The sequence below is a fragment of the Streptomyces sp. NPDC093568 genome, assembly GCF_044764945.1.
Classification (GTDB): Bacteria; Actinomycetota; Actinomycetes; order Streptomycetales; family Streptomycetaceae; genus Streptomyces.
In genome coordinates, this window is the sequence record NZ_JBIWJD010000001.1 from 496494 (window position 1) to 519237 (window position 22744).

Here is a 22744-nt window from a genome sequence, read left to right on the forward strand (position 1 = left end):
ATTTCTAGCACGGGGTGCCGCGCGGGGAGAGCCGGGAGGAAAGCCCCGGGTCCGGCAGTCGTTCCATCGCGGGTTCGGCGTGGCCGGTCGCGGGATTCCCGGCGCCTTCCAGGGATGCGCGGGTCCGGGGCGGCATGCGCAGCAGCAGGAGGGCCGCGTCGTCGTGGAGCCGGCCGCCCACATGGGCCTGGAGCTCGCCGTGCAGCGCGGTGACGGTGTCAGTGGGGGAGTCGCAGGTGTGCCGCTCCAGCCCCTCGGCGAGCGGGTAGAACTCCCGGTGGTGATTGCGGGCCTCGGTGACGCCGTCGGTGTACAGCAGCAGCTGGTCCCCGTCGGTGAAGGGCAGCACGTGCAGCGCGGGGGTCTCCCCGGACAGGGCGCGCAGCCCGAGCGGCGGGGCGGGCCGGTCCGGCTCCACCGGTACGACGACGCGGTCGCGCACCAGCAGCGGCGACGCGTGACCGCAGTTGACCACCTCCAGCTGACCGTCGCGCGGATATCCGGCGACGACGGCGGTGACGAAGTCGTCGCCGCCGAGGTTGCGCGCCAGGCTCCGCTCGATGCGCGCGACGACCTCGAGCAGATCGGGCTCGTCATGGGCGGCCTCGCGGAACACGCCGAGCACCAGCGCCGCGGTCCCCACCGCCGGCAGCCCCTTGCCCCGCACATCGCCGACGATCAGCCGGACCCCGTACGGCGTGGACACCAGGGCGTAGAGATCGCCGCCGATCCGGGCCTCCGCGGCGGCGGCGCTGTAGCGGACGGCCACCTGGAACGGCCCGACCGTCGCCGGCACCGGCTGCAGCAGCGCGTGCTGGGCGGCCTCGGCGACCGAGCGCACGGCGGCCAGCACCCGCTCGCGCCGCCCGCGCAGCGCGCTGGTCACCGCACACGCCAGGGTGATGACCAGCAGGGCGGCCAGCGCGATGGCCAGCTCGCCGTCCGGAGCGCCGCCGCGCAGCCCGAGACCCACCCCGAGGACGGTGGCCAGCAGGCCCACGCCCAGGACGGCCCGCGGGCCGCTGGTGGTGGCGGCGAGCGCGGGCCCCGTGGCGAGCAGAGGTACCCAGGTCAATCCGGACCCGCCGACGAGATCGACGAGCACGAGACCGGAGACGGTCAGTATGAGCAGTACGGGCGTGGCGACGATCAGCCGCCGGTGCCAGTGGTCGGGTCCGTGATCAGGGGCCTGACTCATCGCTTGTCCGCTGTCCTCACCTGTGCGTGGGGGCATGCGCCCGGGTGGAAATGTCTGCTTTATTCAGGAAACGCGTTCCACCCGGGTCGGGACAAGGACCGCGATTTCAGATAGTGAGCGACAGGCCCCTGGTCACACGGCCCGCGGTCGGCAGGAGCCGCGCCCTGACCTCCTCCAGCCGGGAGCGCTGGTCGGCCCGCAGCGAGACGCCCAGCGAGCCGAGCGTGGTCCCGCTGTACACGGGCACGGCGACACAGACCGTGCCCAGCGCGTACTCCTCCATGTCCGTGACCGCCGGGGCCATGGGCGCGGCCTCGATCCGCCGCAGCAGCTCAGGGGTGTCGGTGATGGTCCGCGGCGTGAGGTCGGCGAGCGAGTGCCGGGACAGGTAGTCCTTGCGCGCCTCCTCGTCCAGCTCCCGCAGCACGGTCTTGCCCAGCGCCGTGGCGTGGCCGGCGTCCTCGAACCCCACCCACAGGTCGACCCGGGGCGCGCGCGGACCGTCGACGATCTCGGCCACCCGGATCTCGCCCTCCTCGTAGAAGGTGAGGTAGGCGGCGGACGACAGCTCGTCCCGCAGTGCGGCGAGCGTCGGCCGGACCCGGCTGAGCAGCGCCTGCGCCCGGCCCGCGGTGTGCAGCGTCTCCAGCCGCTCGCCGAGGATGAACCCGCCGTCGGCGAGCTTGCGCACATAGCCGTCGTGGACGAGCGTGCGCAGCAGGTGGTACGCCGTGGCCAGGGGGAGGCCCGTTTCCCGCGCGAGTTGCTTGGCCGGCGCGCCGTTCTCGTGCGCGCTCATCGCCTCCAGCAGGCGGAAGGCGCGCTGCACCGAGCCGATGAGCGTAGGGCCGTTGTCAGCACCCATAGGAACAGACTGCGCCGGACGCGCCGCGCGGGCAAGGCGAGTGCGGTACGCGCCCTACAGCACCCGGGCCACGAGCAGGGCCACGTCGTCGTGGTCGTCGGGGTGGCGCAGGCCGTACAGGAGCAGGTCGCAGGTCTCCTCCAGGGGCCTGCGGGGCTCTTCGAGGAAGCTGAGCAGGGTGTTCAGGCGGTCGTCGATGGGGTGGTGCCGGGTCTCGACGAGGCCGTCGGTGTAGAGGACCAGCAGATCGCCGGGGCCGAGGTCGACCGTCGTCGTCTCGAACGGGATGCCGCCCACGCCCAGCGGGGCCCCGGCGGGCAGGTCCAGCAGCTGCGGCGGCCGGCCCTGGCGGGCCAGCGCGGGCGGCATGTGGCCCGCGTTGGCGATGTGGCACTGCCCGGTGCGCGGGTCGAACACCGCGTAGAGACAGGTGACGATGTAGTGCTCCAGATCGCAGGTGATCTTGTCCAGGTGCTGGAGCACGGCGCCCGGATCGAGGTTGAGGTCGGCATAGGCGCAGGTCGCGGTGCGCAGCCGGCCCATGGTGGCGGCGGCGTCGATGCCGTTGCCCATCACGTCGCCGACGACCAGGGCGGTCTCGCCGTCGTCCAGCGGAATCACGTCGTACCAGTCGCCGCCGACCTCGCTGGTGGCCTGCGCGGGCTGGTAGCGGGAGGCGAGCTCCAGGCCGGTGTGGTGCGGCGAATGATCGGGCAGCAGGCTGCGCTGCAGGGTGAGAGCGGTGTTGCGCACGCTCTGGAACCAGCGGGCGTTGTCGATGGCCACGGCGGCCCGGCTGGCCAGCTCACTGGCCAGGACGACGTCGTCCTCGTCGAACGGCAGCGGGTTGCGCGTCCGCTTCAGGTCCAGGGCGCCCAGGATCTCGCCGTGCGCGATCAACGGGACGGCGAGATACGAGTGCACGCCCGCGCGCGCCAGCAGGGCGGTGGCCTCGTCGTCCCGGGCGATGCGCCGCAGATCCTCCTCGCCGACGTGCCGCACGAGGATCGGCCGGCCCGTGTGCACGCACAGCGTGACCAGCCGGTCGCCGTCGTAGGCGGCCAGGTCACCGGGCGGATCGGCGGCGCGCAGGGCCGCGCTCGGGTACGCCGCCTTCAACGCGAGGGCGCGGAACAGCTCCGGACCGTTGTCCGGCCGGCGCATCCGGCGGCACGCGAGCGCGGAGTCCAGTACGTCCACGGCGACCACGTCGGCCAGCTCCGGGGTGGCGACGTCGGCCAGCTCGCGCGCGGTGCGGTCCACCTCCAGGCTGGTGCCGACACGGGTGGACGCGTCGGCGATCAGTGCCAGGCGCCGGCGGGCCCGGTCGGCCTCGGCCGCCGCGCGGTGCCGTTCGGTGACGTCGACGAACGAGATGGCCGAGCCCAGGACCCGGCCGCCGGGGTCCTCCAGCCGGTAGAAGGACAGCGACCAGGCGTGCTCGTGGTCGGGGTCGGCCGGCGGGCGGCCCACGTGGTACTGGTCCAGCAGCGGGGTGCCGGTGGTGAGCACCTGGCGCAGACAGGACTCGATCGTGTCGATGTCGGGCAACGGCAGGGTCTCACGCAGCCTGCGGCCCACGTGCTCCTCCGCCGGAGTCCCGTCGATGCGCTCCAGCGCCGGGTTGACCAGCAGAAAGCGCATGTCGGGGTCGACGAGGGCGAGGCCGATCGGGGACTGGTTGATCAGCCGTTCGCACAGTGCCAGGTCGGTCTCCACCCGCTGGAGCAGGGAGTGGTCGGCGGCGATGCCCAGGGCGTAGACGTCGCCGAGATCGTCCAGGAGCCGCATGTTGCGGAACTCCGTGATGCGGGTGCTGCCGTCCTTGTGCCGCACCGGGAAGGCGCCGGCCCAGCTGCGGCCGGTCTCCAGCACCTCCGTGAACAGCTGCACCACGGCCGGCATGTGCTCGGGGTGGATGAACAGCCGGGTTGCGGGCGTCCCCAGCGCCTCCTCGGCGGTGTATCCGAAGAGCTCCTCGGCCTGCGGGGTCCAGAACACCACGCGCCCGGCGGCGTCGACGACCACCGCGGCCACGCTCAGAACGTCGAGCAGCCCGGTCGGGCGGGGCGGCTGCGCACCGTACCCACCGTCGTCGGGCTCGAAGGACTCGGCTGCTGTCATCCCAGCTCCACCTCCACCGGCCGGCCCCACCGACCGGCCCCGGCCACCACCGGGTACCACACCGACGCCGTTCGGCACCTCCATGCTCCCCCCGGCGCCCCGGGTTGCCCAGTCAGGGCGGCGGGGGAGCAAGGAAGGGGCGGGGGTCCCGGCCCGTGCACATCGGGCGGACTAGCAGGAACATGGTTCTGTAGAGGACGGGACCCCCAGGGACGCTGCGTGAGGACCCATGGATGCTCCGCGAGGAAGGCCCGACGCGCCCACGTCCGGAGGACCGCGCGCGCTCTTCGACGCGTCCTCCGACGCGGCGGCGGTGGTGTCCGGACGGGGTGTCGTGCTCGGCTGGACCCGGGCCGCGCAGGAGCTTCTCGGCCAAACCGCCGCCGACGTCGTCGGCACCCCCGCCGCACGGCTGCTGGCGATCCCCGGCGACCCGGTCCGGGTCGCCGGTGTCGCCGAGCGCTGCCGGGGCGGCATGGGGTGGAGCGGGCACATTCCGCTGCGGCACCGCGACGGCCGCCGGGTCGACGCGGACCTGCGCGTCTCCGCCTCCTTCCGGATCGGCGACGACGAGTGCTTCCTGATCTCCGCGCGCGAGCAGCGCCCGCAGTGGACCGTGGGCCAGTCCGTGCTCGACGGCTTCCTGACCAGGTCCCCGATCGGCATGGCCGTGATGGACACCCAGCTGCGCTACGTGTGGCTCAACGACACCCTCGAACGCTTCGGCGGAGTGCCCCGCGAGCAGCGCCTCGGCCGCCGGCTGAGCGAACTGCTGCCCGGACTCCAGGCGGACACCATCGAGGGCCTGATGCGCAAGGTCCTGGACACCGGCGTCCCGGTCACCGACTACGAGTACGTGGGCTGGAGCTGGGCCGACCCCCGCCGCCGGCACGCCTACTCCACGTCGTTCTTCCCCCTCATGGACTCCGACAACGTGCCGACCGGCGTCTGCTACATGGTCACGGACATCACCGAGCGGTGGAACGCCCGCCAGCTGCTGTCGCTGGTGGGGGAGGCCGGCACCCGCATCGGCACGACGCTGGACGTGCTGTGGACGGCCCAGGAGCTGGCCGACTTCGCCGTGCCCCGGTTCGCGGACTTCGTCGTCGTGGACCTGCTGGAGCCCGTGCTCAGCACCGAGGGCCACGGGGCGTGGCTGACCGACGCCGGCCCGGCTCCGGCCAAGCCCGTGATGCGCCGGGCCGGCCTGAGCTCGGTGCGCGAGGGCTGCCCGGAGGCCGTGGTGCGGGTCGGTGAACTGGTCGACTTCGTGCCCCCGCCGCACGACGCGCAGCTGCTCGTCCGCGGCGACCCGATCCTCATCCCGGTCCTCGACCCGTCCGACGAACTGTGGGTCGCCGAACAGCCCGCGCGCGCGGCCAGCATCCGCGAGTTCGGCCTGCACTCCCTGATCTCCGCGCCGATGCGCGCACGCAACACCGCCCTCGGCCTCACCACCTTCATCCGGTCGCTCAACCCCGTCTCCTTCCAGCCCGACGACGTCCTGGTCGCCCAGGAACTGGTGGCCCGCGCGGCCCTCTGCGTCGACAACGCCCGCCGCTACACCCGGGAACACACCGCGGCCGTCACCCTCCAGCGCAGCCTGCTGCCCCAGGCCCTGGCCGGCGGTACGGCACTGGAGGCGGCCTCCTCCTACCGGCCGGCCGACCCGTCCGGCGGCGTCGGCGGCGACTGGTTCGACGTGATCCCGCTGTCCGGCGCCCGGGTGGGCCTGGTCATCGGCGACGTGGTCGGCCACGGCATCACCGCCGCCGCGGCCATGGGCCGGCTGCGTACGGCCGTACAGACCCTGGCCGACATGGAGATGCCGCCCGACGAACTGCTGGCCCACCTCGACGATCTGGTGCTCCGGCTCAGCGAGGAGGAGCAGAGCGGCGAGGACGTCCAGCGCAGCACTACCGGCTTTCTCGGCGCGACCTGCCTGTACGCCGTCTACGACCCGGTCACCCGGCGCTGCACGATGGCCCGCGCCGGACATCCGCCCCCGGTCGTCGTCACCCCCGACGGCCAGGTCTCCTTTCCCGAACCCCCGCCGGGGCCACCGCTCGGACTGGGCGGGATCGCGTTCGAGGCCACCGAGATCGAGCTCGCCGAGAACAGCCTGCTCGGCCTGTACACCGACGGCCTCGTCGAGGCGGCCGACCGGGACATGGAGCACGGCATGTCCCAGCTGGGTGAGCTGCTGTGCCGGCGGGACCTCGACCTCGACACCCTGTGCTCGTCGGCGGTGCGGCACCTGGTGCCCACCCCGCAGTCCGACGACATCGCCCTGCTGCTCGCCCGCACCCACGCGCTCGGCGCCGAGCACGTCGTGTCGTGGGAGGTACCCGTGGACCCGGCCGCCGTCGCCGACGTACGGGCCCGCGCGACCCGGCAGGTGGAGGCGTGGGGCTACGGCGAACTGGCCATGACGACCGAGCTGATCGTGAGCGAACTGGTCACCAACGCCATCCGCTATGCCGAACCCCCCATCCGGCTACGACTGCTCCGCGACTCCCGGCTGACCTGCGAGGTCGCCGACGGCAGCAGCACGGCCCCGCGCCTGCGCCACGCCCGCAGCACGGACGAGGGCGGGCGCGGCCTGTTCCTGGTGGCCCAGCTCGCCCACCGGTGGGGCGCCCGCTACACCGCCGAGGGAAAGATCATCTGGGCCGAGCAGGAGATGCCGTAGGCCCGGGGTGGGGGCGAGCCGCGGCTGGGCCGGTCGCCATCCCTCGCCCCTCCGGACAGCGGTGTGCCGGGCCCGGACATCCGGACCCGGCACACCGGGGGCGGCACCAGCCAGGATCAGGCGCTCCTGGTCACCACTTCTCCTCGTGCTGGTGCTTGGCGTGGGTGGGCTTGCTGGGGTGGTCGGGCTTTGACGGGTGGTCGGGCTTGTGGGGCTTGCTGGGCTTTGAGGGGTAGTCAGGCTTCTGCGGGTGAGCGGGCTTTGAGGGGTAGTCAGGCTTGGTGGGCTTGCTCGGGTAGTCAGGCTTGGCGGGCTTCGCCGGGTAGGCGGGCTTGCTCGGGTAGTCAGGCTTCGCGGGCTTGCTGGGGTAGTCGGGCTTGGCGGGCTTGGCCGGGTACGCGGGCTTGCTGGGGTAGTCGGGCTTGGCGGGCTTGGCCGGGTACGCGGGCTTGCTGGGGTAGTCAGGCTTGGCGGGCTTGGCCGGGTAGGCGGGCTTGCTCGGGTAGTCAGGCTTGACCGGCTTGGCCGGGTAGGCAGGCTTCTCGGGATACGCGGGCTTTACCGGCTTGGCGGGGTAGGCGGGCTTGGTCGGGTAGTCAGGTTTGACGGGCTTGGCCGGGTAGGCGGGCTTCTCGGGGTAGGCGGGCTTGACCGGCTTGGCCGGGTAAGCGGGCTTGGTCGGGTAGTCAGGCTTTACCGGCTTGGCGGGGTAGGCGGGCTTGCTGGGGTAGTCAGGCTTGACGGGCTTGGCCGGGTAGGCCGGCTTGCTGGGGTAGTCAGGCTTGACCGGTTTCGCCGGGTAGGCGGGCTTCTCGGGATATGCGGGCTTGACCGGCTTTACCGGGTACGAAGGCTTCTCCGGATACGCGGGCTTCACAGGGTGTGCCGGGTACTCGGGCTTGGCCGGATATGCGGGCTTGCTCGGGTAGTCGGGCTTTACCGGCTTGGCGGGGTAGGCGGGCTTGCTCGGGTAGTCAGGCTTGACCGGCTTGGCCGGGTAGGCAGGCTTCTCGGGATAGGCGGGCTTGACCGGCTTGGCCGGGTAAGCGGGCTTCTCGGGATAGGCGGGCTTTACCGGCTTGGCCGGGTAGGCGGGCTTCTCGGGATACGCTGGCTTCACGGGGTGTGCCGGGTACTCGGGCTTGACCGGCTTCGCGGGGTATACGGGCTTCTGCGGGTGCACCGGCTTTACCGGATGCACGGGCTTCTCCGGGTGCACCGGCTTCACCGGGTACGCAGGCTTCTCGGGATACGCGGGCTTCACCGGCTTGGCCGGGTACGCGGGCTTCACCGGCTTGGCCGGGTACGCGGGCTTCACCGGCTTGGCCGGGTACGCGGGCTTCACCGGCTTGGCCGGATACGCCGGCTTCTCCGGATGCACAGGCTTCACCGGATGCATCGGCTTCCCGGGGTGAACGGGGTACGCCGGCTTCACCGGGTGTGCGGGCTGGGGTGCGTGGGCCGGGTGGGCCGGCTTGTGCGGGTACGGCGGGTGTGGGGGTGCGTGGTCATCGGCGTAGGCGGTGCCCCCGCTCGCCAGGGCGGCTGCGGCGAGCGCGGCGGCCATGGCGGCCGGCGCCAGAACAGATCGCCATTTCGGCGATGCGGTCATCTTCCACTCTCCTCGACTTGGTTCAGGGCCTCATGACGGGTGGTCAGCACCAAGAGCCGGACAGTGAAATGAATAGGAAATAGGGTGATATGAATAACGCTGCGGCGGCGAGAAGCCACCGGATGGTGTAGCGCGGGACGCCAGTTGGCCCGGCGCCCCGGTCAGTCGTGCCGGATCCGCCTCACGCCGCGGGCCGGACCAGTCCGGTCTCGTAGGCGAAGGTCACCGCCTGGACGCGGGCGCGGGCGCCGATCTTGCCGAGGATGTTGCTCACATGCGTCTTGACGGTGGTCGGCGCGATGGCCAACCGCTCGGCGATCTCGGCGTTGGACCAGCCGCAGGCGACGGCGATCAGGACGTCCCGCTCGCGTCCGGTGAGCGTGTCGAGCCCGGACACGCCGGGCCCGGGACGGGCGGTGCGCTGCTCGCGTACGGCGTCGATGAGCGCGCGGGTCAGGGCCGGGGTGACGACGGCGTCCCCGGCGGCCACGATGCGGACGGCCGAGGCGAGTTCGCCGGGCGCGGCGTCCTCCAGCAGGAATCCGTCCGCACCGGCGCGCAGTGCGGCGTAGGCGTACTCCTCGTGGCCGGTGGAGGTGAGTACGAGGACGCGGGGTGCGTGCGGGAGGCTCTGTCGCCCGGCGACGCGCCGGACGGTGTCGATGCCCTCCGCCCCGTAGGGGTGGCCCGCCAGCAGGACGACGTCGGGGCGGAGCGCGGCGCTCATCCCGACCGCGTCGGCGCCGTTCGTCGCCTCCCCGGCGATGTCGATGTCGGGCTCGGCGGCGAGGAGCATGCGCAGGGCGAGGCGCTGGAGAGACTGGTCGTTCACCACGAGTACGGAGACCATGCCTGTCCTTCTTCCTGAGGGAGGCGGGTGGCGGCCTGCCAGCGGAACGAAACGGTTTCGTTCACCAAGCTAGCCTAGCTCTCGTAAAAGCGAGGTAGGAGATCAGTCCGTCACAATCCGAACAGCCGTGCCCCGTTGTCATGGCAGACCGCGCGCAGCCAGTCGTCCCCGAGCCCCAGCCGCTCCAGGGCCGCCAGTTGATGCAGATAGGGGTAAGGGATGTTCGGGAAGTCGCTGCCGAGCAGGACGCGGTCTCCGAGCGCGGCGAGGCGGGGCAGGGCTCCCGGCGGGAACGGTGCCAGCCGTTCGCTGAAGTCGGTGAACGCCATCGTCGTGTCGAGGCGCACTTCCCCGTACCGCTCGGCGAGGTCGAGGAAGTCCTCGTACTCGGGCAGCCCCATGTGCGCGACGACCAGCCGCAGCCGTGGGTGCCGGGCGAGGACGCGCCCCACGGGCCCGGGGCCGGTGTGCGCGCCGGGCATCGGGCCGGAGCCGCAGTGGATCACGACGGGAATCCCGGCCTCGGCCAGCAGGCCCCAGGCAGGGTCCAGGGCCTGGTCCGCCGGGTCGTACGCCCCCACCTGCACATGCGCCTTGAAAACCCGCGCCCCCTCCTCGACCGCCTTGCGGACATAGGCCTCGACTCCCGGCTCCGGGAAGAGCGTCGCGGTGTGCAGACAGTCCGGTGTGCGGCGTGCGAAGCCGGCCGCCCAGCCGTTGAGCCACTCGGCCATACCCGCCTTGTGCGGATAGAGCATGGAGGTGAAGGCGCGGACACCCATGCCCCGCATCACGGCGACCCGCTCGGCCTCCTCCGTGCGGTAGGTGATGGGCCACTCCATCCCGCCGGTCAGCGGGCCCAGCGAGTCGAAGTACTGCCACACCTTGCGCAGCACCCGCTCGGGCATGAAGTGGGTGTGCACGTCGACGAGCCCCGGCAGCCCGAGCCGCTGCCAGAACCGCCGCACCTCCGCCGCCTCGTCGGACGTGTTCGCCGCGTCGGTGCCGGTCGTTCGGTCAGTCAAAGCCGCCCCGCCCCCTTTAAGTAATGCACGAACCGATGCATACGGCAGCCATCATGCCGTCCGCGCGGAGTGTGTCACCCCTCTTGATTTTCCTTGCGATTCCTCCGGCCCACAGTGAACGCACAGCCGCCCTCTCCTCCTCTTGCACAGCGCAACCCCCCAACCGAGGAAGGAACGCGCTGTGCGTTCACTTGGCTCACCCAGACGCATACGTACGCATCCCGCCGGACCGCTGGTCCTCGCGCTCACCGCGGTCGGAGCCGTGCTGGCCGCGCCCCTCCCGCAGGCCGTCGCCGCCGGACCGGCCGCGCGGGCCGATCTCCGGGCGGACGTGAACCGCGACGGACGGGTCGACGTCAGCGGCACCGACGACACGAGCGGCGAGGACTCCTGGTCCCCGGCGCGCGGAGCGCTCTACCTGCCCAACATCGATGACGACACCAGGCGTTGCCCGACCACCGGCACCGGCGGCAGACCCCTGCCCGACGACCGGCTGGCCGCGTGCAACGACGCCTCCGACACCCGGGTCAACGGCGCGGCCGACGCCGCCGACCTCGCCCGGCTCCGCTCCGTGCCCCTGACCGATCTGCCGGCCGACGCCACCGGCAGCGTGCGGATCACCACGGGAGCCCAGCACACCCGGGTCTTCCTCAAGCGCGCCGGCACCTGGGTGGCGGTCGCGCCCGGGACCCGGCTCACCGCCCAGGAACTGCGCCAGGGCGTCGAGTTGGGCGCCGAGGCCACCGATGTGATCCGGGACCGTGCGAAGTGGGACGGCCGCGCGGTCGTCCGGCTGACCGTCTCCGTCCCGGGACAGACCCCGACCAGCGACGACGTCACCCTGCGCGTCGCACCGCTCCTCACGCAGCACCACCTCCAGCAGGCCCGGCAGGTGATGGTGACCAAGGTGCGCGGCGCCGACGAGTACGCCCGTGAACAAAGGAAGTTCGTAGCCGCGCTGGAGAAGGAGGTCAAGCGGGCCGGCATCACCGCGCCACTCGTGACCTTCGGCAAGTACGACGACCCGTGGGCGCAGGACTTCGTCGAGCCCGCCTACGTGAGCATGACCGCACCCGGCGGAAAGCGGCAGGTCCTGCGGGTACTGCTGCGCTCCGCCCAGCCCGACCGCGAGGCCGGACGGGAGCTGTTCGAGAAGCTGCGCGGCAAGGACGTCGGCGTCGTCCAGGCCTTCGACCGGTCCGCACCGCCCGACTGGTCGCTCAACTCCATGGGCAACCTGGAGACCATCCCGCCCTACACGCTGGGCGGCCGTTCGTTCCCGGCCGGACGGATCATCATGGGGTGGCGCAAGGACGGCGGACAGCGGCCCTCGACGGCGATGCGCACCCTGCTGAAGTCCCAGGGGCTGCAGGAGCCGTTGCTGCTGGACACCTCCTGGCTGGGAGTCGGGCACGTCGACGAGTTCGTGCAGTTCCTGCCCGCCGACACACGCCGCGGCTGGCGGATCGGACTCGCCGACCCGGAGGCCGGCCTGCGGCTGCTGCGCGACGCACAGCGGGCGGGACACGGCGGCGCGAAGATGTTCTCGGTGCCGGGCCTGGGGAACACGCCGGGCCCGAAGGAGACGATCGACCAGGCCCTCGCCTCCCGGCACCTGGTCGCCGACAACGAGATGGCGGCGCGGCGGATCACGGCCAACCTGGAGATCCTCAAGCGCGAGACCGGTGTCACCGATGCCGAGGTCGTGCGCGTACCGGCCCTCTACACCCGTGAGTCGGAGGCCCGGACGGAGGGCGGCGAGGTCATCCCCGTGCCCCGGCTGACCCGCATGGGCGGCACCACGGCGCTGCCCGACGCGCTCAAGGAGTACGGCCGGCAGCGGTGGCTCGCCCGAACCGGGGACGGATCCGTCGCGGCGCCTCGGGCGACCGTCACGACCAGCGCGTATGTCCCCGGCGCGGTCAACGGCGTTCTCCTCGGCCGCGACCGCTACCTCGCCCCGAGGCAGTGGGGTCCCGTCATCGGCGGCACGGACGTCTTCACCGAGGCCGTCACGGCCGCCTACCGGCGGGCGGGCCTGAAGGTGTCGTACATCGACGACTGGTACACGTACCACCTCGGCATGGGCGAGGTGCACTGCGGCACCAACACCCTGCGCGACGCCTCCGCCGAATGGTGGCGGACGCCGGCGACGTAGAAGGTCGGCGCGAAGGCGGCCCACGGGTGCGTGTGGGCCGCCTTCGCGGACGCCGAAAGCCGGGTCAGTGGCCGGCGAGGAGCTTCACGGCGACGACGGCCACGCCGATCACGGTGTCGAAGAGGCCCGAAAGCAGGGCGCTCAGCGGGCCGTTGCCCATGCGCAGGCCGGTTCGCCAGCCCCACAGGAACAAGGTCGCCACCTCCACGCCCGCGCTGATCAGCAGGGCGGTCTCCAGCTCCAGGAAGCCGAGGGCCGAGACCCCGACCAGCACCAGCGGGCCCGCGGCGGTGAGCAGCAGCGGACTGGAGACGTACAGGGTGGTGCGGATCTCCTGGAACGCGGGCGTTCGGCCGCTCGGGCGAGCTGCCGGGCCGCGGTGACGCCTGAGGCGCACGAGAACTTCGCGGTTCGGAGATCCGCCCGCGTCCCGGTGCCGAATCAAGAGCATGGGTGGTTCTGGACACGGTCCGCACAGTCCCCGGCCGGTGGAGACCCTGACCTCCGCACGGGAGGAGTCCACGGCCCTCCTGGAAGGGTGCGACGAGGCGGCCGAGATCGAGAGAGCGCTCGCCACGGTGCTGGCCGGGGTCGTGCGGACGGAACAGGTACCGGTCGACAGCCACTTCTTCGACGACCTGGGCGCCGACTCCCTCGTGATGGCGCACTTCTGCGCGCGCATCAGAAAGCGTGCGGACCTGCCGTCGGTGTCCATGAAGGACGTCTACCGGCACCCGACGATCAGAAGCCTGGCGACGGCGCTCTCGGACGCCCCGACCGTTCCCCGGGCGGAGCCGGCACCCGCGGCCCCGCCCGCGGAGTCGTTCCCGCCCCGGTCCGCGGCGAGCAGGCGGCAATACGTCCTGTGCGGCGCCCTGCAGAGCCTGGCCTTCCTGGGCTACGTCTATCTCCTCGCCTTCGGCACCGCCCGGGGCTACGGGTGGATCTCCGCGGGATCGGGCGTGCTCGACACGTACCTGCGGTCGGTCCTGTTCGGGGCCGTGGCCTTCGCGGGCCTGTGCGCCCTGCCCGTCCTCGCGAAGTGGACGCTCGTCGGCCGGTGGACGCCCCGGCAGATCCCCGTCTGGAGCCTTGCCTACGTACGCTTCTGGATCGTCAAGACGCTGGTCCGGTCGGACCCCCTCGTGCTGTTCAGCGGCTCGCCGCTCTACCTGCTCTACCTCAGGGCACTGGGCGCGAAGGTCGGGCGGGGCGCGGTCGTCCTCTCCCGGAACGTGCCCGTGTGCACCGACCTGCTCACCCTCGGTGACGACACGGTCATCCGCAAGGACTCGTCCTTCGCCTGCTACCGGGCGCACGCCGGACTGATCCAGCCGGGTCCGGTCACCCTCGGCAGGAACGTCCTGGTCGGCGAGGCCACGGTGCTCGACATCGACACCTCGCTGGGCGACGGGGCCCAGCTCGGACACGCCTCCTCGCTGCACCGCGGGCAGGCCGTGCCCGCCGGTGAGCACTGGCACGGGTCCCCGGCCCGGCGGACCGACGTGGACTACCAGGTCGTGGGGCGGGCCCGCTGCGGCGCGGTGCGCAGAGCGGCCCACGGTGTCCTGCAACTGCTGCTCGCGTTGGCCGTGTACGTGCCGGTGGCGGTCGGCGGCCTGGTCGCGGTGCTGGTCGAGGTCCCGCAGCTCCGCACGGCTCTGGAGCCCGGCCCCGCGGTTCTCGGCGAAGGGTCCTTCTACCTGGAGGCCCTGGTGATCTCCTTCGTGCTGGTCTTCGGCGCCGTGCCCGCCGGTCTGCTCGTCCTGACCGCCGTGCCCCGGCTGCTCGGCCTGGCCATCACACCGGGCCGGACCTACCGGCTGTACGGCTTCCACTTCGAGGTGCACCGCACGATCGCGCTCCTGACCAACTGGAAGTTCCTCAAGCGCCTGTTCGGTGACAGCTGCGCCATCGTCCACTACCTGCGGGGCCTCGGGTACGACCTCTCCCGCGTCGAGCAGACCGGGTCGAACTTCGGCACGGAGATGAAGCACGAGACGCCGTATCTGAGCTCCGTCGGGCGCGGGACGATGGTCGCCGACGGCCTGTCGATCATGAACGCCGACTTCTCCAGTACGGCGTTCCGGGTGTCCCGGGTGTCGATCGGGCCGCGCAACTTCCTCGGGAACCGGATCGCGTACCCGACGCGGGGCAGGACCGGCGACAACTGCCTGCTCGCGACGAAGGTGATGGTGCCGGTCGACGGGGAGGTCCGCGAGGGCGTGGGGCTGCTGGGCTCTCCCAGCTTCGAGATTCCCCGCTCGGTCCTGCGGGACAGCGGCTTCGACGGGCTCAGGAGCCCCGGGGAACTGCGCCGCGGCCTCGCCGCCAAGACCCGGCACAACGTCGCCACCATGGGCTGGTACCTGCTGACGCGCTGGATCTTCGTCTTCGCTCTCGCCCTGGTCGTCACGGCAGGCGCCGAGCTGTACGGACCGCTCGGCGTGACGGGGATCGTGCTGGCCGACCTCCTCGCCGTGCTGGTCACCATCGGGTACTACGTGCTGGTCGAACGCGTCGTCACAGCGGTCCGCCCGCTGAGGCCGCTGTTCTGCTCGATCTACACCCCGGACTTCTGGCGGCACGAGCGCTACTGGAAGGTCCCGTCGGAGAGCTATCTGAAGGTCTTCAACGGCACCCCGTTCAAGAACGTCATCTGGCGGCTGCTGGGCGTGCGGCTCGGCCGCATGGTCTTCGACGACGGCTGCTTCCTGACGGAACGCGCCATGGCCGCCATCGGGGACGGCTGCACGCTCAACGCGGGAAGCGTGATCCAGTGCCACTCGCAGGAGGACGGTGCCTTCAAGTCCGACCGGAGCTCGATCGGCTCCGGCTGCACCCTCGGGGTCGGCGCTTTCGTCCACTACGGCGTCACGGTCGGCGACGGTGCGGTGCTCGGCCCCGACTCCTTCCTGATGAAGGGCGAGGCGGTCCCGCCTGGCGCGTGGTGGGCCGGGAATCCGGCGACGCCGGTCGGCTCGACCGGTGAGGACGACAGGAGGCCGGTCTCATGACCGTCATGACGACCTCGGCGGCGGCCGCCCGGAAGTTCTGGCAGGGCGTGCTCACCGCCGGCGGGGACACCACGATCCCCCGGTGGACCACCGACCCGGCGCACCACGTGGCCGAACACGAGGAGACGCTTCCCGAGGAACTCGTGGCCGCGTTGAGCCGCCTCGCGGACGATCTGACGGTCCCGCCGCGCTCGTTGTTCCTGGCAGCCCACGCCAAGGTGCTCGCCGCGCTGTCCGGCGAGCGGGAGATCACCACCGGTTACGTCGCCGAGCCGGCAGGGCGGCCGCTGCCCTGCCCGCTGACCGTCGCCCCCGAGTCGTGGCGGGCGCTGGTGCTCCGCACCGACCGGACCGCATCCGAGATGCTGTCCCACAAGGACTTCCCCGTCGACGGGCTCCGGCGCGAGCTGGGTCTGACCGGGCCGTCCAGCGAGGCCGAGTTCGATCCGGTCGGCGACGCGGGCCCACTCGCCGGGAACGCCGTACTGCGGGTGGAGATCCCGCGCGGTGGCGGGCGGCGCACGCTGCGGCTGCGGTACCGGACCGACGTACTCGACGCGGACTGCGCCGCGCGGATCGCGGGCTACCACCGCACCGCGCTCACGCTGATCGCCGCCGACCCGGACGCCGCGCACGCCCGGCAGAGCCTGCTGTCCGCACAGGAGCGCCGCTTCCAGCTCGAAGGGCTCGCCGGGCCCCGCCGGGAGCTGCCCGACCGTCGCGTCCACGAGCTGTTCGAACAGCGCGTCGCGGCGCACCCGGACGCCGTGGCCGCCGTATGCGGCGACCGCCATTTGACCTACCGGGAACTCAACGCGCGGGCCAACCGGCTGGCGCGGGCCCTGCTGGCGCGGGGGCTGCGCCGGGAGGACGTCGTCGCGGTGGTCATGGAGCGGAACCTGGACTGGGCCGCCGCCGTCCTCGCCGTCTTCAAAGGCGGCGGGGTGTACCTGCCCGTCGAGCCGCACTTCCCCGCCGCGCGCATCGCCACCATGCTCTCCCGCGCCGGGTGCCGGCTGGTGCTGACCGAGCCGGGCGGCACCGCGATGCTCGACCGGGCCCTCGACACGCTGCCCGGGGTCCAGGCGCTCCGCGTCGACGCGGCCGGTGCGGAGGACCACCCGGACTCCGACCCCGGCGTCGGCGTCGCCCCGGACCAGCTCGCCTACATCTACTTCACCTCCGGCTCCACCGGTGAGCCCAAGGGCGCCATGTGCGAGCACGCGGGGCTGCTCAACCACCTCTTCGCCAAGATCGACGACCTCGGGATCGGCGAGGGGCAGGTCGTCGCCCAGACCGCGCCCCAGTGCTTCGACATCTCGCTGTGGCAGCTGGTTTCCGCTCTCCTGGCCGGCGGGCGGACGCTGCTCGTGCCACAGGACGCGATCCTGGACGTCCCGAGGTTCGTCGACACGATCGACCGCGGCGGGGTCAACGTGCTCCAGGTCGTGCCGTCGTACCTCGATGCCGTCGTGTCCTACCTGGAGCGGCACCCGCGCGCGCTGCCGGAGCTGCGGTGCGTGTCGGTCACCGGAGAGGCGCTGAAGAAGGAGCTCGTCCGGCGCTGGTTCGCGGCCCGGCCCGGGATCAGGCTGGTCAACGCCTACGGGCTGACGGAGACGTCGGACGACACCAACCACGAGGTGATGGACCGGGCGCCGGACGGCGAACGGGTCCCGCTCGGCCCGCCCGTCAACAACGTGCACGTCTACGTCGTGGACGAGCACCTGTCACCGGTGCCGCTCGGCGCACCCGGCGCGATCGTCTTCTCGGGGGTCTGCGTCGGCCGCGGCTATGTGAACGACCCCGAGCGCACCCGGCAGGCCTTCACGGCGGATCCGCATCACGCGGGCCGACGGCTCTACCGCAGCGGCGACCACGGCCGCTGGGTGCCCGGGGGCAAGCTGGAGTTCCTCGGCCGCCAGGACAGCCAGGTCAAGATCCGCGGATTCCGGATCGAGATCGGCGAGGTCGAGAGCGCCGTGCTGCGGGCACCCGGGGTCCGCGACGGGGCGGTGGTGGCCGTCGAGGGGACCGGACAGGGCGGGCGCCTGGTGGCCTTCTACTCGGGTGAGGGCCCGCTGGAGGACGGCGTCCTGCGGGACCGGCTCGGCCGGTCGCTGCCCGCGTACATGGTCCCCTCGGAGTTCCACTGGCGCGAGAGCCTGCCGGTGACCGCCAACGGCAAGGTCGACAGGAAAGCACTCACCGCGCTCGCCGCACCGAACGGCGCCGCGGCACCGGACGACGTCGCCTCCGCCGCCCCCGAGCTCACCCCGGCCGATGCGGACCGCGACCCGCCCCGCACGCCCACCGAGCGGCGGCTGGCCGCCGTGTGGGCGCAGGTGCTCGACGTACCGCAGGACACCATCCGCCGGCACGACCACTTCTTCGACCGCGGCGGCACCTCCCTAGCGGCGGTGCGGCTCGCGATCGCCCTGGACCGCGCGGTGGACGTCAAGGACCTCACACGCCGCCCGGTCCTGGCCGACCTGGCCCTCGCCGTCGACGCCGGATCCCGCGCCGCCGCGGCCGGCCCCGGGCCACCGCTTCCCTCCTGAACCACGACCGAAAGGAGACCGAGATGCCGTCCTCGCTGCCCCTGTCGACGCCCGGCGTCGACCTGGAGCCCGGCAAGCCCCCGATCCTCCGTGCCGGCCACCCGGACGCCGCGGAGAGCTGGGCCGCCGAGCACCGGGACGGGGTGCGCGCCCTCGTCGCCGAGCACGGTTCGGTCCTGGTCCGCGGCCTCCCTCCGGGCGACCACGCCGAGACCGCGGCCGTCCTGCGGCGGCTGGCCGCCGGTCCGATGACCGAGAGGGAGGCCTTCGCGCCCCGGCAGAGCTACTCCGACGGGGTGTACTCCTCGTCGAAGTGGCCACCGCACCAGCCGATGTGCATGCACCACGAACTCAGCTACACCCTGGAGTTCCCCGGCCTGATCCTGTTCGCCTGCCGCGCCGCCCCCGCCGTCGGCGGGGCGACCGCGCTGGCCGACGCGCCGACCGTGCTGGGCGCGCTGCCCGCCGGTCTCGCCGAGCGGTTCATGAGCCAGGGCTGGCTGCTCGTCCGCAACTACAACGAGGAGATCGGGGCGTCCCTGGCCGACGCCTTCGGCAGTGACGACCGCGACGCGGTGGAGAGCTACTGCCGGGCGGCCGCGATCGACTTCGAGTGGCAGCCCGACGGTGGCCTGCGGACCTGGCAGCGCCGCAGCGCCGTGGTGCGGCACCCGGTCTCCGGCCGCCGCTGCTGGTTCAACCAGATCGCGTTCCTCAACGAGTGGACGCTGGCCCCCGAGATACGCGAGTACCTGGTGGACGTCTACGGCGCCGACGGGCTGCCGTTCAACACCCGCTACGGGGACGGCACGCCGATCGGCGAGGACACCGTGCGGCTGCTCAACGAGGTCTACCAGGCCCACACCGTGCGCGAGCCATGGCAGGACGGCGACCTGATGCTCGTCGACAACGTCCGCACCGCCCACAGCAGAGAGCCGTACGAGGGGCCGCGCGAGGTGCTCGTCGCGATGTCGGACGCGGTGCGCCTGGCCGACTGCTCACCGACCGTGGAGGTGACCGCCCGATGACCACCACTCCTTCCACCGCCTGGGAGCCCGCCCACTCCGGGCCGGTCACCGTGCCGCCGTTCGCGGTCGTGTCCGGCGGGCAGGTCCAGCGGGCGCTCCAGGGGCGCGAGAAGCAGATCGTGGAGGTGGTCGAGGACACCTACCGGCTGCACAGCGCCGGCGACTCGGTGAACCCGCCGTCCCACTTCCTGCGCTTCCCCGACCGCCCGTCGTCCCGGATCATCGCCCTGCCCGCCTCGATCGGCGGTCACGCGGGGGTGGACGGCCTGAAGTGGATCTCCAGCTGCCCGCAGAACGTGGCGGCCGGCATCCCGCGGGCCTCGGCGGTGCTCATCCTCAACGACCGCCGCACCGGCTATCCGTTCGCCTGCATGGAGGCCTCGATCATCAGCGCCACCAGGACGGCCGCGTCGGCGGCGCTGGCGGCGGACACGCTCAGCCGCGGCCGCCGGCGCCCGACCCGCGTCGGGTTCATCGGGACGGGCCTGATCGCCCGCTACATCCACACCTTCCTGGCCGGTACCGGCTGGTCGTTCGACACCATCGGCATCCACGACGTGTCCGCAGACAGCGCGGCCGGCTTCCGCTGCTACCTGGAACAGTCCGGCGCCACCGGCTGGATCGTGGCCCACGACAGCCCCGAGCAGCTGATCCGCCGCAGCGACCTGGTCGTCTTCGCCACGGTCGCCGCCCACCCGCACATCGGTGACCGGTCGTGGTTCGCACACCGCCCGCTCGTGCTGCACGTGTCGCTGCGTGACCTGGCTCCGGAGATCGTGCTCGACTCCGACAACGTCGTCGACGACGTCGAGCACTGCCTGCGGGCGGAGACCTCCGTTCACCTGGCCGAACGGCTCACCGGCGACCGCGGTTTCCTGACGGGCACGCTGGCGGACGTGATGGCCGGGCGTGTGACGCCCGCCGCGGACCGGACGGTGGTGTTCTCGCCCTTCGGCCTCGGAGTGCTCGATCTGGCGGTCGGCAAATACGTCTACGACGAGCTGGCCGGCGCCGGGGAACTGCACGTCGTCGACGGCTTCTTCCATGAGCTGAGCCGGTACGGGTGAACCCCTGCCCGGCCCCGCAGTCCTTCGATCCGCGGAGGCCATCGTGTCAGTCATATCCGCCCCCTACGCCTTCAACGAGGAGGATCTCTACGTCGACCTCCGGCCGACACTCGGACGCAGGCTCTTCCTGAAGTGCGAGGGCTTCAACTTCGCCGGCTCGATCAAGCTGAAGCCCGCGACCGAGATGGTGGAGGCAGCCGAGCGGGCCGGGGTACTGACCCCGCAGTCGGTCCTGCTCGAGTCCTCGTCGGGAAACATGGGCGTGGCACTCAGCATGATCGCCGCCAGCAAGGGCTACCGCTTCCTGTGCGTGACCGACTCCCGCTGCAACCTGTCGACCCGGCTGGTGATGAAGGCCCTCGGCGCCCAGGTGCACGTGGTCACCGAGCCGAGCACCGACGGCGGCTTCCTCGGCGCCCGGATCGACTTCGTCCGCGCGCTGACCGCCCTGGACGACCGGTACGTGTGGCTCAGCCAGTACACCAACCCTGAGAACTGGCGAGCGCACTACCTGCGGACGGGACCGGCGATCGCCCGCTCGTTCCCGGGACTGGACGTGCTGTTCGTCGGCGCCGGCACCACCGGGACACTGATGGGCTGCGCCCGCTACTTCCGGCACTGGCACCGGCGGGTCCGTATCGTCGCAGTCGACAGCGTCGGCTCGGTCTCCTTCGGCGGTGCCCCGGGCCGCCGTATGCTCCCCGGCCTCGGCATGAGCGTCAGCCCGCCGCTGCTCGACGAGTCCTTCGTCGACGAGGCGGTGCACGTCGAGGAGGCCGACACCATTCGCGCCTGCCACCACCTGGCCCGGCGCGGTTTCCTCTTCGGCGGCTCCACCGGCACCGTCGTCAGCGGCGCGATGCGCTGGCTGGCCGCGCACGACTCGGCCGGCCTGACCGCGGTGGCCATCGCGCCGGACCTGGGCGAGCGCTACCTGGAGACCGTCTACCAGGGCAACTGGGTCCGGGCCCTCTACGGCGAGGACGTGCTCCGCCCCACGCCGGGCCTCCGGGTGACCCCGCCGGGCCAGGACGTCGAAGCCCTGACCGGTGGCGTCGCCACCGTGGGTCCGGGCCGGCCGGCACCGGGCTCCTGGACCGCCAAGTCCGCCCCGCTCCCGGATGCGGGCGGCGGCCGGGCCTCGGACACTGTGGGGGAGGGCGCATGACTCCCGGCATGGCGCGTCGAGGCACACACAGGCGGGAGAGGGTGTGGCGAAGCGGCAGGCCTCCGAGGCCAGGCACATCGGTGCATCCGAGACGGACCGTCTGCTGGTGTCCGTGGCCGCAGGCAGCCAGGAGGCCTTCAGCCGCCTGTACGACGTGGCCGCCGGCCCGGTCTACGGAGTGGCGCGCCGCGTCCTGCAGGACCCGGCCCGTGCCGAGGAGGTCGCGCAGGAGGTCATGCTCGAGGTCTGGCAGAGCGCCCCCCGCTACCGGCCCGAGAGCGGGCACGCCATGACCTGGATGATGACGATCGCCCACCACCGCGCGGTGGACAGCGTCCGCACCGGGCAGCGGGCCGCCGACCGCGAGCGCGCCGTCTCCCAGCAGGAGTCGGTTCTCGCCTATGACGACGTCGTGGAGGCCGTGGAGTCGCTCGGAGAACGCGAACAGGTCCGCTCCTGCCTGAAGGAGCTCTCCGCCGAGCTGCGGCAACCGGTGGTGCTCGCCTACTACCAGGGCCTGACCCACACCGAGATCGCCGCGGCACTGTCCCTGCCGCTCGGCACCGTCAAGGGCCGCCTGCGCAGGGCGCTGGCCCGACTGCGGCACTGCCTGGGAGCTCCGCCGTGATCACCGCCGATCCACACGACCTCGCGGGGGCCTTCGCGGTGGACGCCCTCAGCCGTGAGGAGCGCGAGGAGTTCCTGCGGCACGTCGCCGGCTGCCCCGACTGCGCGCGGGAGGTCGTCCGTCTTCAGGAGGCCGCGGCCTGGCTCGCCCTGGCGGCGGCCCGCACCCCGCCGCCGGGTCTGAAGGAACGCGTCCTCGCCGAGGTGGCCCGGACCGGCCAGTACTCCCTGACGCTCCCCGGCCCGGTGGACGAGCCCCGCGGGCGTCGACTCGCGCCGCGTCTGCTGAACCTCGCGCTGGCCGCCTGTGTGGCCGCGGCCGCCGTGCTCGGCGGTGTGGCGGCCTGGCAGCACCAGGAGGCGCAGCAGACACGCCAGGAGTCCGACAGCCGCACCGCCGACCTGGCCCGGCTGCTCGCGGCCCCCGACACCACGTTCGTCAAGCAGGACGTGGCCTACGGCGGCTCCGGCACGGTCGCGGTGTCACGCCACCTGGACCAGGCCGCCTACTTCTGCCAGGACCTGGCTCCGCTGCCCGCGGGCAAGACCTACCAGTTGTGGTACGTCGCCCCCGGCAACGCGGCCCGCTCCGCCGGACTCGTCCCCGCCGGGGCCGCCCTCCAGGCCAGGCCCCTTCCGGCGCCCCGGACCGCCGCCGCCCTCGCCATCACGGTCGAACCGAGCGCGGGCTCGTCCGCACCCACCACCAAGCCCCTCGCCACCTGGCCGCTCCCCGCTTCCTGACGGCCGGC

General features: G+C 72.4%; 16 protein-coding genes. 9 read left to right on the top strand and 7 right to left on the bottom strand.

What is annotated here, in order from left to right:
• Nucleotides 1-4: 4 nt before the first annotated feature.
• From ACIRD7_RS02115 to ACIRD7_RS02125, 3 genes are all read right to left on the bottom strand, one after another.
• Nucleotides 5-1198 (bottom strand): PP2C family protein-serine/threonine phosphatase, encoded by a 1194-nt coding sequence (locus tag ACIRD7_RS02115; RefSeq protein ID WP_403448501.1) that lies wholly within the window; start codon nt 1196-1198, stop codon nt 5-7.
• A gap of 106 nt (nt 1199-1304) precedes the next feature.
• Nucleotides 1305-2063: an IclR family transcriptional regulator gene (locus ACIRD7_RS02120; RefSeq protein ID WP_403448504.1), complete on the bottom strand. Its 759-nt coding sequence runs from the start codon at nt 2061-2063 to the stop codon at nt 1305-1307.
• A 54-nt stretch (nt 2064-2117) separates the two neighbouring features.
• Nucleotides 2118-4187 (bottom strand): SpoIIE family protein phosphatase, encoded by a 2070-nt coding sequence (locus ACIRD7_RS02125; RefSeq protein ID WP_403448507.1) that lies wholly within the window; start codon nt 4185-4187, stop codon nt 2118-2120.
• Between the two features lie 229 nt (nt 4188-4416).
• Here ACIRD7_RS02125 and ACIRD7_RS02130 point away from each other — a divergent pair, with 229 nt between their 5' ends.
• Nucleotides 4417-6879 (top strand): SpoIIE family protein phosphatase, encoded by a 2463-nt coding sequence (locus tag ACIRD7_RS02130; protein WP_403448510.1) that lies wholly within the window; start codon nt 4417-4419, stop codon nt 6877-6879.
• A 130-nt stretch (nt 6880-7009) separates the two neighbouring features.
• Here ACIRD7_RS02130 and ACIRD7_RS02135 read toward each other — a convergent pair whose 3' ends face one another.
• The 3 genes from ACIRD7_RS02135 to ACIRD7_RS02145 form a co-directional block, all read right to left on the bottom strand.
• Nucleotides 7010-8491, bottom strand: coding sequence for a hypothetical protein (locus ACIRD7_RS02135; protein ID WP_403448513.1), 1482 nt, complete (start codon nt 8489-8491; stop codon nt 7010-7012).
• A gap of 181 nt (nt 8492-8672) precedes the next feature.
• Complete coding sequence (locus tag ACIRD7_RS02140) at nt 8673-9341, bottom strand: LuxR C-terminal-related transcriptional regulator (RefSeq protein ID WP_403448516.1); 669 nt, start codon at nt 9339-9341, stop codon at nt 8673-8675.
• Nucleotides 9342-9451: 110 nt separating this feature from the next.
• Nucleotides 9452-10366, bottom strand: a complete 915-nt coding sequence (locus ACIRD7_RS02145) for an amidohydrolase family protein (protein ID WP_403448517.1) — start codon at nt 10364-10366, stop codon at nt 9452-9454.
• 181 nt (nt 10367-10547) lie between these two features.
• Here ACIRD7_RS02145 and ACIRD7_RS02150 point away from each other — a divergent pair, with 181 nt between their 5' ends.
• The gene (locus ACIRD7_RS02150; RefSeq protein ID WP_403448520.1) at nt 10548-12524 is read left to right on the top strand and encodes a protein-arginine deiminase domain-containing protein; all 1977 of its coding nucleotides are present in this window, start codon (nt 10548-10550) and stop codon (nt 12522-12524) included.
• Between the two features lie 64 nt (nt 12525-12588).
• Here the strand turns inward: ACIRD7_RS02150 and ACIRD7_RS02155 are convergent, their stop codons facing one another.
• On the bottom strand, nt 12589-12921 hold the full coding sequence (locus ACIRD7_RS02155; RefSeq protein ID WP_403448523.1) for a hypothetical protein: 333 nt from the start codon (nt 12919-12921) through the stop codon (nt 12589-12591).
• 52 nt (nt 12922-12973) lie between these two features.
• Between ACIRD7_RS02155 and ACIRD7_RS02160 the strand changes: the two genes are divergently transcribed.
• The 7 genes from ACIRD7_RS02160 to ACIRD7_RS02190 are packed head-to-tail and all read left to right on the top strand — an operon-like array spanning nt 12974 to nt 22736.
• Nucleotides 12974-15541, top strand: a complete 2568-nt coding sequence (locus tag ACIRD7_RS02160; protein ID WP_403448525.1) for a Pls/PosA family non-ribosomal peptide synthetase — start codon at nt 12974-12976, stop codon at nt 15539-15541.
• A 5-nt stretch (nt 15542-15546) separates the two neighbouring features.
• Nucleotides 15547-18102: an amino acid adenylation domain-containing protein gene (locus tag ACIRD7_RS02165; protein ID WP_403451614.1), complete on the top strand. Its 2556-nt coding sequence runs from the start codon at nt 15547-15549 to the stop codon at nt 18100-18102.
• Nucleotides 18103-18125: 23 nt separating this feature from the next.
• Nucleotides 18126-19130 (top strand): TauD/TfdA family dioxygenase, encoded by a 1005-nt coding sequence (locus ACIRD7_RS02170; RefSeq protein WP_403448528.1) that lies wholly within the window; start codon nt 18126-18128, stop codon nt 19128-19130.
• Nucleotides 19127-20197, top strand: coding sequence for a 2,3-diaminopropionate biosynthesis protein SbnB (gene sbnB, locus ACIRD7_RS02175; RefSeq protein ID WP_403448531.1), 1071 nt, complete (start codon nt 19127-19129; stop codon nt 20195-20197). The genes ACIRD7_RS02170 and sbnB overlap by 4 nt, the downstream gene beginning before the upstream one ends.
• Before the next feature lie 43 nt (nt 20198-20240).
• Nucleotides 20241-21365, top strand: a complete 1125-nt coding sequence (gene sbnA, locus ACIRD7_RS02180) for a 2,3-diaminopropionate biosynthesis protein SbnA (RefSeq protein ID WP_403448534.1) — start codon at nt 20241-20243, stop codon at nt 21363-21365.
• A 43-nt stretch (nt 21366-21408) separates the two neighbouring features.
• Nucleotides 21409-21993, top strand: a complete 585-nt coding sequence (gene sigK, locus ACIRD7_RS02185; protein ID WP_403448537.1) for an ECF RNA polymerase sigma factor SigK — start codon at nt 21409-21411, stop codon at nt 21991-21993.
• Nucleotides 21990-22736 (top strand): anti-sigma factor domain-containing protein, encoded by a 747-nt coding sequence (locus ACIRD7_RS02190; RefSeq protein WP_403448539.1) that lies wholly within the window; start codon nt 21990-21992, stop codon nt 22734-22736. The genes sigK and ACIRD7_RS02190 overlap by 4 nt, the downstream gene beginning before the upstream one ends.
• Nucleotides 22737-22744: the final 8 nt, after the last annotated feature.